The sequence below is a fragment of the Pseudoxanthomonas sp. 22568 genome, assembly GCF_052044485.1.
In the GTDB taxonomy this organism is placed as follows: domain Bacteria; phylum Pseudomonadota; class Gammaproteobacteria; order Xanthomonadales; family Xanthomonadaceae; genus Pseudoxanthomonas_A; species Pseudoxanthomonas_A beigongshangi.
This window is the reverse complement of sequence record NZ_JBQENC010000005.1, coordinates 236,807-250,750: the sequence shown is the minus strand read 5'-3', so window position 1 is coordinate 250,750 and position 13,944 is coordinate 236,807. Positions and strand designations below refer to the sequence as shown.

Annotated in this window: 14 protein-coding genes and 1 pseudogene; 8 read left to right on the top strand and 7 right to left on the bottom strand. The window is 66.8% G+C overall.

All coding sequences use genetic code 11. The features are described 5' to 3' along the window. Positions 1–32: 32 nt before the first annotated feature. From ACTJI2_RS08685 to rpsU, 4 genes and pseudogenes are all read right to left on the bottom strand, one after another. Positions 33–908 carry a YihY/virulence factor BrkB family protein gene (locus ACTJI2_RS08685; RefSeq protein ID WP_440841880.1) on the bottom strand — a complete coding sequence of 292 codons (876 nt, stop codon included), beginning with the start codon at positions 906–908 and terminating at the stop codon, positions 33–35. A gap of 79 nt (positions 909–987) precedes the next feature. Further along, positions 988–1,494 (bottom strand): annotated as a pseudogene (locus tag ACTJI2_RS08680) (N-acetyltransferase family protein); the annotation flags it as partial. A 90-nt stretch (positions 1,495–1,584) separates the two neighbouring features. Further along, a complete protein-coding gene (locus ACTJI2_RS08675; RefSeq protein WP_440841825.1) occupies positions 1,585–2,031 on the bottom strand; it encodes a GatB/YqeY domain-containing protein in 447 nt (148 codons plus the stop codon). Positions 2,032–2,147: 116 nt separating this feature from the next. After that, positions 2,148–2,363 (bottom strand): 30S ribosomal protein S21, encoded by a 216-nt coding sequence (gene rpsU / locus ACTJI2_RS08670; RefSeq protein WP_002808376.1) that lies wholly within the window; start codon positions 2,361–2,363, stop codon positions 2,148–2,150. A gap of 89 nt (positions 2,364–2,452) precedes the next feature. Here rpsU and tsaD point away from each other — a divergent pair, with 89 nt between their 5' ends. From tsaD to ACTJI2_RS08650, 4 genes are all read left to right on the top strand, one after another. After that, positions 2,453–3,511 carry a tRNA (adenosine(37)-N6)-threonylcarbamoyltransferase complex transferase subunit TsaD gene (gene tsaD / locus ACTJI2_RS08665; RefSeq protein WP_203322286.1) on the top strand — a complete coding sequence of 353 codons (1,059 nt, stop codon included), beginning with the start codon at positions 2,453–2,455 and terminating at the stop codon, positions 3,509–3,511. 105 nt (positions 3,512–3,616) lie between these two features. Next, complete coding sequence (gene folB, locus ACTJI2_RS08660) at positions 3,617–3,979, top strand: dihydroneopterin aldolase (RefSeq protein ID WP_183640429.1); 363 nt, start codon at positions 3,617–3,619, stop codon at positions 3,977–3,979. Then, entirely contained in the window at positions 3,976–5,253 is a 1,278-nt protein-coding gene (locus ACTJI2_RS08655; RefSeq protein WP_440841795.1) for a mechanosensitive ion channel family protein, read from the top strand. The genes folB and ACTJI2_RS08655 overlap by 4 nt, the downstream gene beginning before the upstream one ends. Beyond that, positions 5,250–5,639, top strand: a complete 390-nt coding sequence (locus ACTJI2_RS08650) for a 2-amino-4-hydroxy-6-hydroxymethyldihydropteridine diphosphokinase (RefSeq protein ID WP_440841793.1) — start codon at positions 5,250–5,252, stop codon at positions 5,637–5,639. Before ACTJI2_RS08655 ends, ACTJI2_RS08650 begins: the two co-directional genes overlap by 4 nt. Here ACTJI2_RS08650 and ACTJI2_RS08645 read toward each other — a convergent pair. Further along, positions 5,632–6,372, bottom strand: a complete 741-nt coding sequence (locus ACTJI2_RS08645; RefSeq protein ID WP_440841792.1) for a pteridine reductase — start codon at positions 6,370–6,372, stop codon at positions 5,632–5,634. The two genes, ACTJI2_RS08650 and ACTJI2_RS08645, sit on opposite strands and share 8 nt — an antisense overlap. Before the next feature lie 141 nt (positions 6,373–6,513). On the opposite strand from ACTJI2_RS08645, the gene ACTJI2_RS08640 reads away from it, so the two are divergent. Together ACTJI2_RS08640 and ACTJI2_RS08635 are read left to right on the top strand one after the other, a co-directional pair. Then, positions 6,514–7,962 carry a circularly permuted type 2 ATP-grasp protein gene (locus ACTJI2_RS08640; protein ID WP_440841879.1) on the top strand — a complete coding sequence of 483 codons (1,449 nt, stop codon included), beginning with the start codon at positions 6,514–6,516 and terminating at the stop codon, positions 7,960–7,962. Then, entirely contained in the window at positions 7,962–8,903 is a 942-nt protein-coding gene (locus tag ACTJI2_RS08635; RefSeq protein WP_440841790.1) for an alpha-E domain-containing protein, read from the top strand. The genes ACTJI2_RS08640 and ACTJI2_RS08635 overlap by 1 nt, the downstream gene beginning before the upstream one ends. A 40-nt stretch (positions 8,904–8,943) precedes the next feature. Here the strand turns inward: ACTJI2_RS08635 and ACTJI2_RS08630 are convergent, their stop codons facing one another. After that, complete coding sequence (locus tag ACTJI2_RS08630) at positions 8,944–9,774, bottom strand: 20S proteasome subunit A/B (RefSeq protein WP_440841789.1); 831 nt, start codon at positions 9,772–9,774, stop codon at positions 8,944–8,946. Between the two features lie 113 nt (positions 9,775–9,887). Here ACTJI2_RS08630 and ACTJI2_RS08625 point away from each other — a divergent pair, with 113 nt between their 5' ends. Further along, positions 9,888–11,072: a class I SAM-dependent methyltransferase gene (locus ACTJI2_RS08625; protein WP_440841788.1), complete on the top strand. Its 1,185-nt coding sequence runs from the start codon at positions 9,888–9,890 to the stop codon at positions 11,070–11,072. 1 nt (position 11,073) lies between these two features. Further along, positions 11,074–11,475 carry a VanZ family protein gene (locus ACTJI2_RS08620; protein ID WP_440841786.1) on the top strand — a complete coding sequence of 134 codons (402 nt, stop codon included), beginning with the start codon at positions 11,074–11,076 and terminating at the stop codon, positions 11,473–11,475. A gap of 105 nt (positions 11,476–11,580) precedes the next feature. On the opposite strand, the gene ACTJI2_RS08615 is transcribed toward ACTJI2_RS08620, so the two are convergent. Beyond that, complete coding sequence (locus ACTJI2_RS08615) at positions 11,581–13,899, bottom strand: family 20 glycosylhydrolase (protein WP_440841784.1); 2,319 nt, start codon at positions 13,897–13,899, stop codon at positions 11,581–11,583. Between the last annotated feature and the right edge of the window lie 45 nt (positions 13,900–13,944).

The following is a 13,944-nucleotide window of genomic DNA, read 5'->3' as shown; positions in this document are numbered from 1 at the left end:
ACTGCGTAGTATTCCACGCCCGGCCGGTGACGTCAGGACGCCCGGTGGGCGCCCGCCTGCCGGCGCCGGGCCAGCCGTTCGTCGATCAGCGCGGTCAGCAGGGCACCCACCAGGAACACCACCGTGGCGTAGTACATCCAGACCAGCAGGATGACCAGCGTGCCCATCGAGCCATAGGCGCTACCGGGCGCCGCCTGCGCGAGGTACAGGCCAATCGCCCAGCGGCCGGCGATGAACAGCACCGAGGTCAGCGCGCCGCCGAGAAAGGCGCGTCGCCACGCCACCCGCCGATCCGGCAGGTAGTGGTAGAGCAACGCGAAGGCGAACACGTACAGCGCCAGCGAGGCGAGGTCGCCCAGCGCGGGCAACAGCGACGGCACCCGCGCGAACAGCACCTGCAGCAGGGTGTTGAGGGTCATCGACACCAGCAGCAGGAAACCCAGCCCGAGCACCACGCCGAACGAGAAGATCCGCTTGCGCAACCATGCCCACGGACCTTCCAGGCGCTGGGCGTCGGTGCGGAAGATCAGGTTCAGCGCCTGCTGCAACTGGCCGAACACGGCGGTGGCGCCGATGAACAGCAGCACCGTGCTCCAGCCACCGGCCAGCGAGCCGACGCTGGGACGGTTGCGCGCGTTGCGCAGGACGGTGGTGGCGATGTCGGCGGCATCCCGTCCGGCCAGATCGCCGATCTGCCGCAGCAGCGCGTCCTGCGCGCTGGGATACAGCGCGGTGGTCAGCCACAACAGCAGCACCAGCAACGGCGCAAGCGACAGCAACGCGTAGAACGCCAGCGACGCCGCCTGCGCCATCACGTCGATTTCGATGAACCGTCGCGCCAGCGCGACCGGCAGGCTGCCGTGGAACCGTTTCAGCCATCGCAGCAACTGATCGCGCAGGCCCCGCATCGGATTCGGCATCGGTCCAGACACGCTGCCAGCATGACAGGCGCCTGTCGTCGCGCCGTGAGCGCGGGGTGCGGCGCGATCAGTCCGCCGGGGTTGCCGCCAGCCGGTGCAGGGCGTCGCCGGTGACGCGCTGTACCGTCCATTCGTCCTGGCCGAGCGCGCCGAGGCCGCGGTAGAAGCGGATGGCCGGTTCGTTCCAGTCCAGCACCGACCATTCGAAGCGGCCATAGCCGCGTTCCACCGCGCGCCGCGCCAGATCGATCATCAGGCGCTTGCCCACGCCGAGCCCGCGGAACGACGGCCGCACGAACAGATCTTCCAGGTACAGGCCCGGAAGCCCGAGGAAGGTGGAGAAGCTGGTGAAGAACAGGGCGAAGCCGGCGGGTTCGCCATCGACCTCGGCGATCACCACTTCGGCGGCCGGACGCGGGCCGAACAGATGCTGGTCCAGTAGCGCCTCGGTGGCGACCGCTTCATGGGCCAGCCGCTCGTATTCGGCCAGTTCGCGGATGAAGGCGAGGATGTGCGGCAGGTCGGCGCGGGTCGCCGCCCGCAGGAGGATCGTCGGGGACATCGTGGAGCGGAGCTTGCTCCGCCGGGTGTGGAGGGAGGCCCAAGCATACCGGCGAAGGCGGAGCGGCCGGCGCCGCGCCGCCATCCCGCCGGCCAGGCGGGCTCAGCCCGCGAACTTCTTCTTTACCAGCGCCGAAACCTGGCCCATGTCGGCCTGGCCGGCCAGGCGCGGCTTGAGCACGCCCATCAGCTTGCCCATGTCGGCCGGGCCGCTGGCACCGGTCTCTGCGATGGCCGTGTCGATGGCGGCCAGGATCTCGGCTTCGCCCAGCTTGGCCGGCAGGTAGCGCTCGATCACCACGATTTCCGTGCGCTCGACCGCGGCCAGGTCCTCGCGGCCGGCGGCCTCGTACTGGTTCACCGAATCCTTGCGCTGCTTGACCATCTTCTCCAGCACGGCCAGTACCGCGGCGTCGTCCAGCTCCACCCGCTCGTCCACTTCACGCTGCTTGATGGCGGCGTTGACCAGGCGGATGACGCCCAGGGTGTCCTTGTCGCCCGCCTTCATGGCGGCCTTCATGTCGTCGGTGAGCTGCTGCTTCAGGGGCATGGGGGTTCTCCGGGGGCCTGCCGGGGGGCAGGAAAGGGATGGGGAATGTACGGGATCCAGAAACGCAAAAAGCCGGCCACGCTCGCGCGTGCCGGCTTCTGGCGAACCGCCGTCGCTCAGTACAGGCGCTGGCGCTTGGTGACGTCGCGCGAGGAGCGACGCAGCTGGCGCTTCACCGCGGCAGCGGCCTTGCGCTTGCGTTCCTGGGTCGGCTTCTCGTAGAACTCGCGCTTGCGGGTTTCAGCCAGCACGCCGGCCTTTTCGCAGGTGCGCTTGAAGCGACGGAGCGCAAACTCAAACGGCTCGTTTTCGCGGACTTTGACGCTGGGCATACGTAATCTCGTTGATGGAAACGACCCGGACATACCGGGTGAGCCGCGCATTATAGCGGCGGCCCTCGGAAAAGTGCAACATAGCGCCCATGAAGGTCCTAGGCATCGAAACCAGCTGCGACGAGACCGGCGTGGCGGTCTACGACACCGGCCGGGCCGGGGCGGACGGCCTGCTGGCCCATGCGGTCTACAGCCAGATCGCCCTGCACGCCGAGTATGGCGGGGTGGTGCCCGAGCTGGCCAGCCGCGATCACGTCCGCAAGCTGCTGCCCCTGATCCGCCAGACCCTGGCCGAGGCCGGCCTGGACACCCGCGATCTGGACGGGGTCGCCTATACCGCCGGCCCCGGCCTGGTCGGCGCCCTGCTGGTGGGCGCCGGCGTGGCGCGGGCGCTGGCCTGGGCACTGGACCTGCCGGCGGTGGCGGTGCACCACATGGAAGGCCACTTGCTGGCCCCGTTGATCGAGCATGACCCGCCGGAACCGCCGTTCGTGGCCCTGCTGGTCTCCGGTGGGCATACCCAACTGGTGGCGGTGGACGCCATCGGCCGCTACCGACTGCTGGGCGAGACCCTGGACGACGCGGCCGGCGAGGCCTTCGACAAGACCGCCAAGCTGATGGGCTTGCCGTATCCGGGCGGCCCGCAACTGGCCAAACTGGCCGAATCCGGCACGCCCGGACGGTTCCGGTTCGCCCGCCCGATGACCGACCGGCCCGGGCTGGATTTCAGTTTCTCGGGCCTGAAGACCCAGGTGCTGCTGGCCTGGCGCGACAGCGACCAGCAGCCGCAGACCAAGGCCGACATCGCACGTGGTTTCGAGGATGCGGTGGTCGACACGCTGGCGATCAAGTGCGGGCGCGCGCTCGATGAGGCCGGTTGCGACACATTGATCGTCGCTGGCGGCGTGGGCGCCAACAAGCGCCTGCGCGCGCGCTTGCAGGAGATGACCGCGCGGCGCGCGGGTGGGCGGGTGTGTTTCCCGCGACTGGATCTGTGCACCGACAATGGCGCCATGATCGCCTTCGCCGGCGCGTTGCGATTGGAAGCCGGCCAGCACGAGAGCGCGGAAGTGAAGGTGACGCCGCGCTGGGACATGGCGACACTGTCGCCGGTGGTGGCGCCGGAACCGGCGGAAATCACCCGGTAACAGGCGAGAGCAGGCGGGTAACAGGCACGACGCAGGCGCGGCACAGGGAAGGTTCGGCCACGGGCGGGTACCATGCCGGTTCCGCATTCTCGATTTCCGCTGCACATGGACAAGGTTTTCATCGACGGCCTGCAGGCCGACGCGGTGATCGGCATCTACGACTGGGAGCGGCGCATCCGCCAGACCCTGCGCCTGGATCTCGAACTCGGGTTCGACAACCGCAAGCCCGCCGCCAGCGACGACGTCGCCGACACGCTCGACTACGACGCGATCAGCCGCCGCCTCACCGCCTTCATCCAGGCATCCGAATTCGGTCTGGTCGAAACCCTGGCCGAGCGCTGCGCCGCGCTGGTGATCGACGAATTCGGAGTGGCCTGGCTGCGCCTGCGGCTGACCAAGCCCGGCGCGGTGGCGAATGCCGCGGGCGTGGGCGTGATCATCGAACGCGGTTCGGTGCAGCCGGCATGAACCAGCGGCTGGAACAACTGCGCGCCTGGCTGGAACCCTATCCCTGGGCCTACACCACGCTGACCATCTGCGCGCTGGTGATGGCCGCCTGGCTGGCCAACTGGGTGACCAAGCGCGTGCTACTGCGGGGACTGCGGCGGATGATCAACTCGCTGCCTCTGGGCGAACCGCACGAGATCCGCCTGCGGGTGATTCCACGCCTGGCCAACGTCATCCCGGCAATCGTGCTCTCGGCCGGCGTGGTGGCGGTGCCGGATCTGCCGGAACACCTGGTCACGGTGGTGCGCAACGTCTGCACCGCCTTCATCATCCTGACCCTGGCGCTGGCCTTCTCCGGCGCGATGGATCTGGTCAACCAGATCTACCAGCGCCGTCCGGATGCCCACAACAGGCCGATCAAGGGCTACCTGCAACTGCTGAAGATCGTGGTGTTCACCATCGCGGCGGTGCTGATGGTGGCGACCCTGATCGACCGCTCGCCGCTGATCCTGCTGTCGGGGCTGGGCGCGATGATGGCGGTGCTGATCCTGGTGTTCCAGGACACCATCCTGTCGCTGGTGGCCAGTCTGCAGATCAGTTCCAACGACATGGTGCGGGTGGGCGACTGGATCGAGATGCCCCAGCTCAACGCCGACGGCGAAGTGATCGATATCGCCCTGCACACGGTGAAGGTGCAGAACTGGGACAAGACCATCACCACCGTCCCGACCAAGAAGCTGATCAACGATTCGTTCAAGAACTGGCGTGGCATGAGCGACGCGGGTGGACGCCGGATCAAGCGCGCGCTGTACCTGGACCAGCACAGCGTGCGCTTTCTTACCGACGAGGAACTGCGGCGCATGCACGGCTTCACCGTGCTGGACCGTTATCTGAACGACAAGGGCAGGGAGATCTCCGCCTGGAACAGCGATCTGGAACAGCGCGGCATCCATCCGGTGAACGCGCGCCGGGTGACCAACCTCGGCACGTTCCGCGCCTACGTGGAGAACTACCTGCGCCAGCATCCGGGCATCCACCAGGACATGACCCTGCTGGTGCGCCAGCAGCAGCCGGAATCCACCGGCCTGCCGCTGGAAATCTACTGCTTCACCCGCGACATCCGCTGGGGCGTCTACGAGAACATCCAGTCGGACATCTTCGACCACCTGCTGGCGATCCTGCCGGAGTTTGGCCTGCGGGTGTTCCAGGAATCCTCCGACGCGGGCGTCACCGCCGCGCTGATGGCGACCGCCGCATTGAAACAGGCGGACCAGCGGACCTCGCCCTCGACATGAGCGCGCACCGCTACCTGCTGATCCTGGGCAGCGGCGCCGATGGCGAGGCGCAACTGGCGCGCGCGCGCGCCGCGCTGGCCGGCGAGGGCAGGATCCTGGCGCTGTCGCCGATGATCAGCGGTGGCAGCGTGGTGGCGGGCGATCCGCATCGCTACGCCAACCAGGCGCTGCTGTTCGAAACCGCGCTGGAAAGAACCGCATTCAACGCGCGACTGAAGGCCCTGGAGGTCGAACTCGGCCGGCATCCCGGGGATGCGGCTTGCGCCATCGATCTGGATCTGGCCCGCGAGTATGCCCCGGACGGCGAATTGCGCTGGGAAAACCCGGCCAAGCTCGGGCACCCGGTATTCGTGGATCTTGCGGCGCAGGTTGCCCCGGTCAGATGAACAGCGAGCGCCCGCCGTCGATGGCGATCACCTGCCCGGTGATGTAACCGTTGCCGCTCAGCAGCCAGCGCACCGCCGAGACGATGTCGTCCGGCGCGCCCTGGCGCTTGAGCGCGGTGCGCGCATGCACCAGTTCCAGGGTTTCCGCCTTGACCGGATTCTCGGACCACAGCACGTTGCCCGGCGCGACCGCGTTCACCCGCACTTCCGGCCCGAGTTCGCGTGCCAGCGACTTGGTCATCATCACCAGCGCGGCCTTGGCCATGCAGTAGACCGTGTGTCCGCCCAGCGGGCGCTCGGCGTAGATGTCGGCGATGCTGACGATGGCGCCGTGGCTGGCCTTCAGGTGGGGTGCGGCGGCCTGCGCAAGGAAAAACGGCGCGCGCGCGTTGGAGGCGAACAATTCGTCCCACTGCTGTGGTGTGGTCTGGCCAATCGGCGTGGCGTAGTAGGCCGAGGCGTTGTTGACCAGGGCGTCGAGCCGGCCATAGTGGCCGACGGTGCGCGCGATCAGTTCCGGCAGTCGATCAAATTCGGCCAGGTCCGCGTGCAGGGTGAGCACGCTATTGGGGCGCACGGCCTCCAACTCGCTGGCCAGCGCCTGCATCGCCTCGCCGGAATGGCGATAGTGCAGGGCCAGATCGTAACCCTCGGCGTGCAAGCCGCGGGCGATGGCCGCACCCACCCGTTTGGCGCTGCCGGTGACAAGGGCGACGGGGGACGACTCGGGCATGTGGAACCTCCTGGAAAACGAGCCCCATTGTCGCCGGTCGGCCCGGGGGAGGCATGCCGCTTGACGCCTCGCGGGGTTTCGCGCATGTTGCAATGCAATAACCCCGCCGGCATGTCGCCGGTGGCGGCGCGGAAAGAGCGGATGGACTGGGCCAAGTACCGTACCACCACCTTTGACGAGCTGATCCAGCCTGACGGCAGCCCGCGTCCCGCCGCGCGCCGTCTGGTCGACTACCTCTCCGGTCTGGGCAGCCGCGAACTCGCCCAGCGCCAACTTGCCGCCGACGTGGTCGCCCGCGCCCACGGCATCACCTTCACCGTCTATTCCGATGGTCGCAACGTCGACCGCACGCTCCCGTTCGACCTGATTCCGCGGGTTATCGATCGCCGCGAATGGCAGCGCACCGAAGCCGGCCTGAAGCAGCGCATGCAGGCGCTGAACCTGTTCATCGGCGACATTTACGGCGAGCAGCGCATCGTCCGCGACAAAGTATTCCCGGCGATGCTGCTGAAGGATTCGGTCAACTTCCGGGCGCACTGCGTTGGCATTTCGCCCCCACTGGGGGTATGGGCGCATATCTGCGGTTCCGATCTGGTCCGTGACGGCGACGGCACCCTGTATGCGCTGGAAGACAACCTGCGCATTCCCAGCGGCGTGTCCTACATGCTGGAAAACCGCATGGTTGCCAAGCGCGTGTTTCCGGAACTGTTCGAAACCAGCGCCATCCTGCCGGTCGATGAATATCCTTCGCAGCTGTACGACACCCTGGCGGCTTTGTCGCCGCGGCCGGGGGACACGCCCAGCATCGTCCTGCTCACGCCGGGCGTGTTCAACAGCGCCTATTTCGAGCACGCCTATCTGGCGCAGGCGATGGGCATCGAACTGGTGGAAGGCAGCGATCTGTTCGTTGCCGATGATGACTGCACCTACATGCGGACGGTGTACGGGCCGCAGCGCGTCGACGTCATCTATCGACGGGTGGACGATCTGTTCATCGATCCGGAAGTATTCCATCCGGATTCCGTGCTGGGTGTTCCCGGCCTGATCCGCAGCTGGCGCGCCGGCAAGGTGGCGCTGGCGAACGCCCCCGGCGCCGGCGTCGCCGATGACAAGGTGGTGTTCGCCTACGTGCCGAAGATGATCAAGTACTACCTGGATCAGGAACCAATCCTGCCCAATGTACCCAGCTACCTGTGCCACAACCCCAAGGAACGCAGGTACGTGCTGGATCACCTGGAAAACCTGGTGGTAAAACCGGCCAATGAATCCGGTGGCTACGGCATGCTGATCGGTCCACGCTCCACCAAGCGCCAGCGCGACAGGTTTCGCCAGCTGATCGAAGCCAATCCGCGGAACTACATGGCGCAACCGACACTGTCGTTGTCCACCGCACCCATCGTCTCCAAGCAGGGACCCTCACCCCGGCACCTGGATCTGCGTCCTTTCGTGCTGTCGCGGCAGGACATCTATGTCACCACCGGTGGATTGACCCGGGTGGCGATGACCAAGGGGTCATTGGTGGTCAACTCCTCGCAGGGAGGCGGCGCCAAGGACACCTGGGTTGTCGATGTCGACGAGGAGGAGGCCTGATGCTGTCGCGCGTGGCCGACAACCTGTACTGGTTCAGTCGTTATGTGCGGCGCGCGGAGAACACCGCGCGGCTCGTGGGCGTCGGCAGCCAACTGCAGCTGGATCTGCCGCGTTCGGTGCATTTCACCTGGCGGCCGATGATCGATACGGTGGGCGCCGGCGAGTTTTTCGCCCAGCAGTTTCCCCAGTCCAGTGACGACGTGGGCGACGCGGACGTGGTGCGCTTCCTGTTGCTGGAATCCCGCAACCCCTCGTCGTTGCGCAGTTCGGTGGATGCCGCGCGCGAACTCCTGCGCAGCGTCCGCGACAGCCTTCCGCAGGAGGTCTGGGAAGCCATCAACGATCTGCACCAGCAGATCGAGACTACCGGCGAGCGTGGCCTGAGCCGCCGTTATCGCGTCGATTTCCTGAACCGCATCGTCGATGGCTGCCTCAAGGTGTCCGGTCTGCTCAGTGCCAACGTCAGCCGTGACATCGGCTTCCAGTTCCTGCGTCTGGGCACCGCGCTGGAACAGGCCGACATGACCACCCGCATCATCGACGCAGGCGCCTCGGGCCTGGTCAGGCCACGCAATGACGAGGATCGCGAGACTTTCCGCAACATGCAGTGGATGAGCGTGCTGCGTTCATTGGCGGCCTACCAGATGTTCCGTCGGCATGTGCGCCAACGGGTCAGCGCCGAGCTGGCGCTGCGTTTCCTGCTGCAGAACGGCGAGTTTCCGCGCAGCGTGCAGTTCTGTCTGTCACGCGTGCAGAACGTGTTGCCGACCATGCCGCCGCGGCCGGGAGTGGATCGCCATCTCAACCGGGTGATCGGGCTGACCCGCAACGCCGATCCGGTATCGCTGGCGCAACGCAACCCGGCGGCGTTCATGGACGAGATCCAGGTCAACCTGGGACGACTGCACGACGCCATCGCCGAAGGCTACTTTCACGGTTGAGCCGACATTGGCGGCGCCAGCTTCCGCGGATGCGGAGCGTTTACTGCTGGCCCTGCATGTCGCCTGGATCCTGTCGCGACGGCAAGCGCCGTGGCGGCATTGCCGGCACTGTGGAAGCCGGTTCCTCGACCTCGCGCGGGGGTTCCCACGGAAAACGCGGCAGGCCGTGCACCGCCGCCTCCAGCTTGCGCGACCAGGTCTCGTGGATTTCCGAATACAAGGGCGTGTCGCTTTCCAGCCGGAGCGTCTGGGTCAGCCTGAGATCACCTGCGCGCAGCAATGTCAGATCGATCGGCATGCCGACCGAAAGGTTGGAGCGGATGGTCGAATCCAGCGATACAAGCGCGCAGCGGGCGGCGTCCTCCAGCGTGGTCTGCGGGCGCAGGATCCGGTCCAGGATGGGCTTGCCGTACTTGGATTCGCCGATCTGCAGGTAGGGGGTTTCCGGCGATGCGGCAATGCAGTTGCCGAGCGGGTAGATCATGTACAGCCCCGGCCGCTCGCCGGCGATCTGGCCGCCCAGGATCAGCGTGGCCTGCACGCTGACGCCGCTCTGCTGCGCTTCGTCACTGACCTTGGCCTGGCTGGCCACGAGTACGTCGCCGACGTACTCGGCCACTTCATACAGGTGGGCGAAGCTACGCAGGCTGCGGGGGGCCGCGGCATCTCCGGCGTCGCGCTGCAAACGCGAGATGGTCAATTGGGTGGTGGCAAGGTTGCCTGCCGACAGGATGACGAACACCCTCTCTCCGGGGTATTCGAAGCTATGCATCTTGCGGTACACGCGCACGTCATCGAACGAGGCGCTGGTGCGGGTATCCGACGCGAAGACCAGGCCTTCGTCCACCTCGATGCCGACGCAATAGGTCATGGCGGTTCCGTTGTTGCCGTGCATCATGATTCTAGGCGCGGCCTCGCCGCTTGGCTAGGCTGAACCGCGGACACGTACAATAAGTCCCGGATCCGCAGACATCGAGTGGCCCCATGCCGGCCCAGTTACCCCTTCCCGATGCCGACGCGCTCGCTCACAGCGAGCGGCTGGCGGCCCTGCTGCGCGAGGAAATCCGCGCCAGCGGCGGCTTCCTGCCGTTCTCGCGTTTCATGGAGCGCTGCCTCTATGCGCCCGGCCTGGGCTACTACAGCGCCGGCAGCGCCAAATTCGGCGATGCCGGCGACTTCGTCACCGCGCCCGAGCTCGGTCCACTGTTCGCCGCCTGCGTCGCCAGCGCGGTCGCGCCGGTGCTGCAGGAACTGGGGCCGGAGGCCGAATTCCTGGAACTGGGCGGGGGCAGCGGCGCCTTCGCCGAAGTGATGCTCAAGCGACTGCTGGAACTGGACGCGCTGCCGGCGCGCTACGCCATCCTCGAACCCAGCGCCGACCTGCGCGAACGCCAGCGCGAGCGCCTGTCACAGCGGCTGATTCCACCGGTGTTCGCGCTGGTCGAATGGCTGGACGGACCGCCGGGTGAAACCTGGAACGGGGTGCTGTTCGCCAACGAGGTGATCGACGCGCTGCCCACGCCGCGCTTCACCCTGCGCGATGGCGAGGTGTTCGAGGAACACGTGGCACTGGACGAGGGCGAACGCTTCATCCGCACCGATCGTCCGGCCGACGCGTTGCTGGCGGCCGCGGTCCGCCACGTTGAGCGCTACCTCGAACAGCCTTTCCCTGATGGCTATCGCTCCGAACTGCTGCCGCAACTGCCGTACTGGATCCAGGCGGTCATGGGTGGACTGCGCGCCGGCGCGATGCTGTTCGTCGACTACGGTTATCCGCGCCGCGAGTACTACCTGCCGGATCGCGACGAGGGCACGCTGCGCGCATTCTACCGCCAGCACATGCACGCCGATCCCTATCTGTGGCCGGGCCTGCAGGACCTGACCGCGTCGGTGGACTTCACCGCGCTGGCCGAGGCCGGCACCCAGGCCGGCTTCGAACTGGCCGGTTACAGCGACCAGGCCAGTTTCCTGCTCGGCAACGGCCTGCCCGAGCGCCTGCAGGAGATCGAGGAAAGGGCCGATGACGTCGCCAAACTGCGTTTCCGCAACGAGGCGAAGAAATTGACCCTGCCCAGCGAGATGGGCGAGCGGTTCCAGGTGATGGGATTCGCGCGCGACGTCGAGTTCGGTCCGGCCTTCCTTGCCAACGATCTGACCTGGCGCCTGTGAGATGACCCTGCTGAAACCGTTCCGCCATCCCCGGCTGTGGCTGTGCCTGTGGCTGCTGGCCATCGCGACCGTGGTCGCGCTGTCGCTGGGACCGCCGCCGCCGTTCCCGGACATGCCCTCGGGCACCGACAAGCTGGAGCACGGCCTGGCCTACTTCCTGCTGGCGGCCGGGGCGGTGCAGTTGTTCCGCAGCCGCGGCGGCTGGATGACCGTCGGGCTTGCGCTGGTGCTCGTGGGCATCGGCGTGGAATTCGCACAGGGGGCCTACACCACCGACCGCATGCGCGATCCCTTCGACGCCATCGCCAACACCGTCGGCGTGCTGCTGGGCCTGTCCACGGCGCTGACGCCGTTGCGGGACCTGCTGCTGCGGCTTGAGGGCAGGGTCCGCAAGCCGGTCTAGGCGGGCTTGCGGCACAGATAAATAAAGCCCCCCGTCCGTGCGTGGACGAGGGGCGGAGCGAGGGATGGAGGGCCCCTCACCAGACCACGGTGATGCGCGGATGCGTCAGCGCGGTACCAGCCGCACCTCGTCAAGCACCCACATTTCCGGGCGCGTGTCGCCGGTGAACACCAGGCACAGCTCCTGCTTGCCTGATATTCCGGCGGGTAGCGCCGCATCCAAGGTCACGAAACCGTCTGCGTCGGGCTGGGCCGGCAGCGGCACCGTGGCGAACGGTTCGGCCTTGCAGTTGCCGGCGCGGACCAGCAGTTCGCCGTGCGCCGAGCGGGCCGGCTCGAACTTGCGGTTGACCTCGTCATGGGCAAGCTGGAAGTAGTACGGGATACGTCCGGCGCGGACCCGCAACTTCGCGATGCCCGCCAGATCCGCCTGTGGCCACTGCCAGCATGGATTGAAGATGGTGACGTTGAACATCGCGCGCGCACCCTCGCGCGGGCCGTCGTCCTCCAGCCGCAACAGCAGGCGGCCACCTTCCGGACAACTCGCCAGCGCGTCGCTGGTCCGACGCAGCAGCCATTCGCGATCCACGAGCTGCCCGGTGACATCCGCCAGCGGCTTGCCGTCGAAGAACGCGGCGGCGCGCACCTGCGCCGGCGGCGTCACCGTGAAGGGTTGCGCGTAGCGCAGCGAGGTGGCGGCGGGCGCGCTGCCATTCACGGTGTAGCGGATTTCATAGCCCAGCGGATTGGCGAGCGTGACCTGCGCCTTGCCGGCCGCGCGCTGTTCCTGCGCGGTGACCATCACCTCGAACGGCGTCTTCGCATAGGCGATGCCGAGCGCCTGGTAGCGCTGCAACTGGGCGGGCAGGCGCTTGAGGAAATCGGCGTAATCCTTGCGTTCCGCCGGCGTCCAGCCCACTTCGGCCAATGCGGCCAGGCGCGGATACAGATGATGCTGCAGGCGTGCGTAGTAGCGCGTGTGTTCGGTCCACACATTGGCCTGCAGGCCGAGGATGTGATGGCGCAGCGAGGGTGCCAGCGCTTCCGGCACCGGCTCGAAACCGTAGACCTTTTCCAGCGGCACCTGGGTCGGCCGGCCCGGCGGTTCGTTCGGCGAGGTGGTCTGGTGGTAGTCCAGGTACAGGTGCGACTTGGGCGTCATCACCACGTCGTGGCCCTGGGTGGCCGCTTCCAGCCCGCCTTCGGTACCGCGCCATGACATCACCGTGGCCTCGGGTGGCAGGCCGCCTTCAAGGATTTCGTCCCAGCCGATCAGGCGGCGATCGTGCGCTTCCAGGAACTTCTCCAGCCGCTTGATGATGTGGCTCTGCATCTCGAACTCGTTCTTCAGGCCGAGTTCGCGGATGCGCGCCTGCGCGCGCGCGGAGTTTTCCCACTGGATCTTGACCGCTTCGTCCGCGCCGACATGCACGTAACGTCCGGGGAACAGCGTGATCACCTCGGTCAGCACATCCTCCAGGAAAGTGATTGTGCTTTCCTCGGTATTGAACAGGTAGCTGTGCACGCCCCACTGGTTGGATACCGGTGGGGTACTGCCCAGCACGCCGAGTTCCGGATACGCGGCGATGGCCGCCTGCGCATGGCCCGGTACATCGATTTCCGGCAGCACGGTAATGTGGCGATCGGCCGCATACTTCACGATCTCGCGGATCTGGTCCTGGGTGTAGAAACCGCAATAGGGCTTCGGTTGGCCATCAGTGCCGACGCCGGCCTCGCCCGCGGCGACCCGGCAGCCGCCGACCTCGGTCAGTTTCGGGTACTTCTTTATCTCGATGCGCCAGCCCTGATCGTCAGTCAGGTGCCAGTGAAAGGTGTTGAGCTTGTGCAGCGCCATGGTGTCGAGGATCTGCTTGATCTCGTCGAGCGACTGGAAGTGGCGCGCGGAGTCGAGCATGAAGCCGCGCCAGGGGAAGCGGGGGGCGTCCTGGATGCTGGCGGCCGGTATCCGCGCCGGCAGCGCGGAAGCCTGCGTCGCCAGTTGCCAGAGGGTGACCGCGCCATAGAACAACCCACGTTCGTGGGCGGCGGTGACGCGGACCCGCTCAGGCGTCACTTCCAGGCGATAACCTTCCGGCGAGGAAGTCGAAGCCGTCGGGTCGAGTGCGAAGACAACGCCGCCTTCTCCCGGACCGGAAAGCACAAGACGCGTGCCGCGCGTTGTCGCTAGAAATTCCGCGAATTGGCCGGCGACCCTGCGCGCGACTTCACCCTCGGCATGCAAGGTGGTGCCGGCATCCAGCATGAAAGCGCCTTCGTTCGGCTGCAGGCTGGCGGGAGCGGGGATCAGCGCGAATGCCGGAGACGTTGCGGCGTCTCCAGCCAGGGCTGGCGCCGCGACCAACGCGGTCAGCAGGCCCAGGTGCAGGACGAAACGGCGCGGAAAGTGATGGTTTGTGGATGTCATGGTTTTCCTGGATTCCCTGTTCCAAAAAAAACGGGCCCAGAAGTC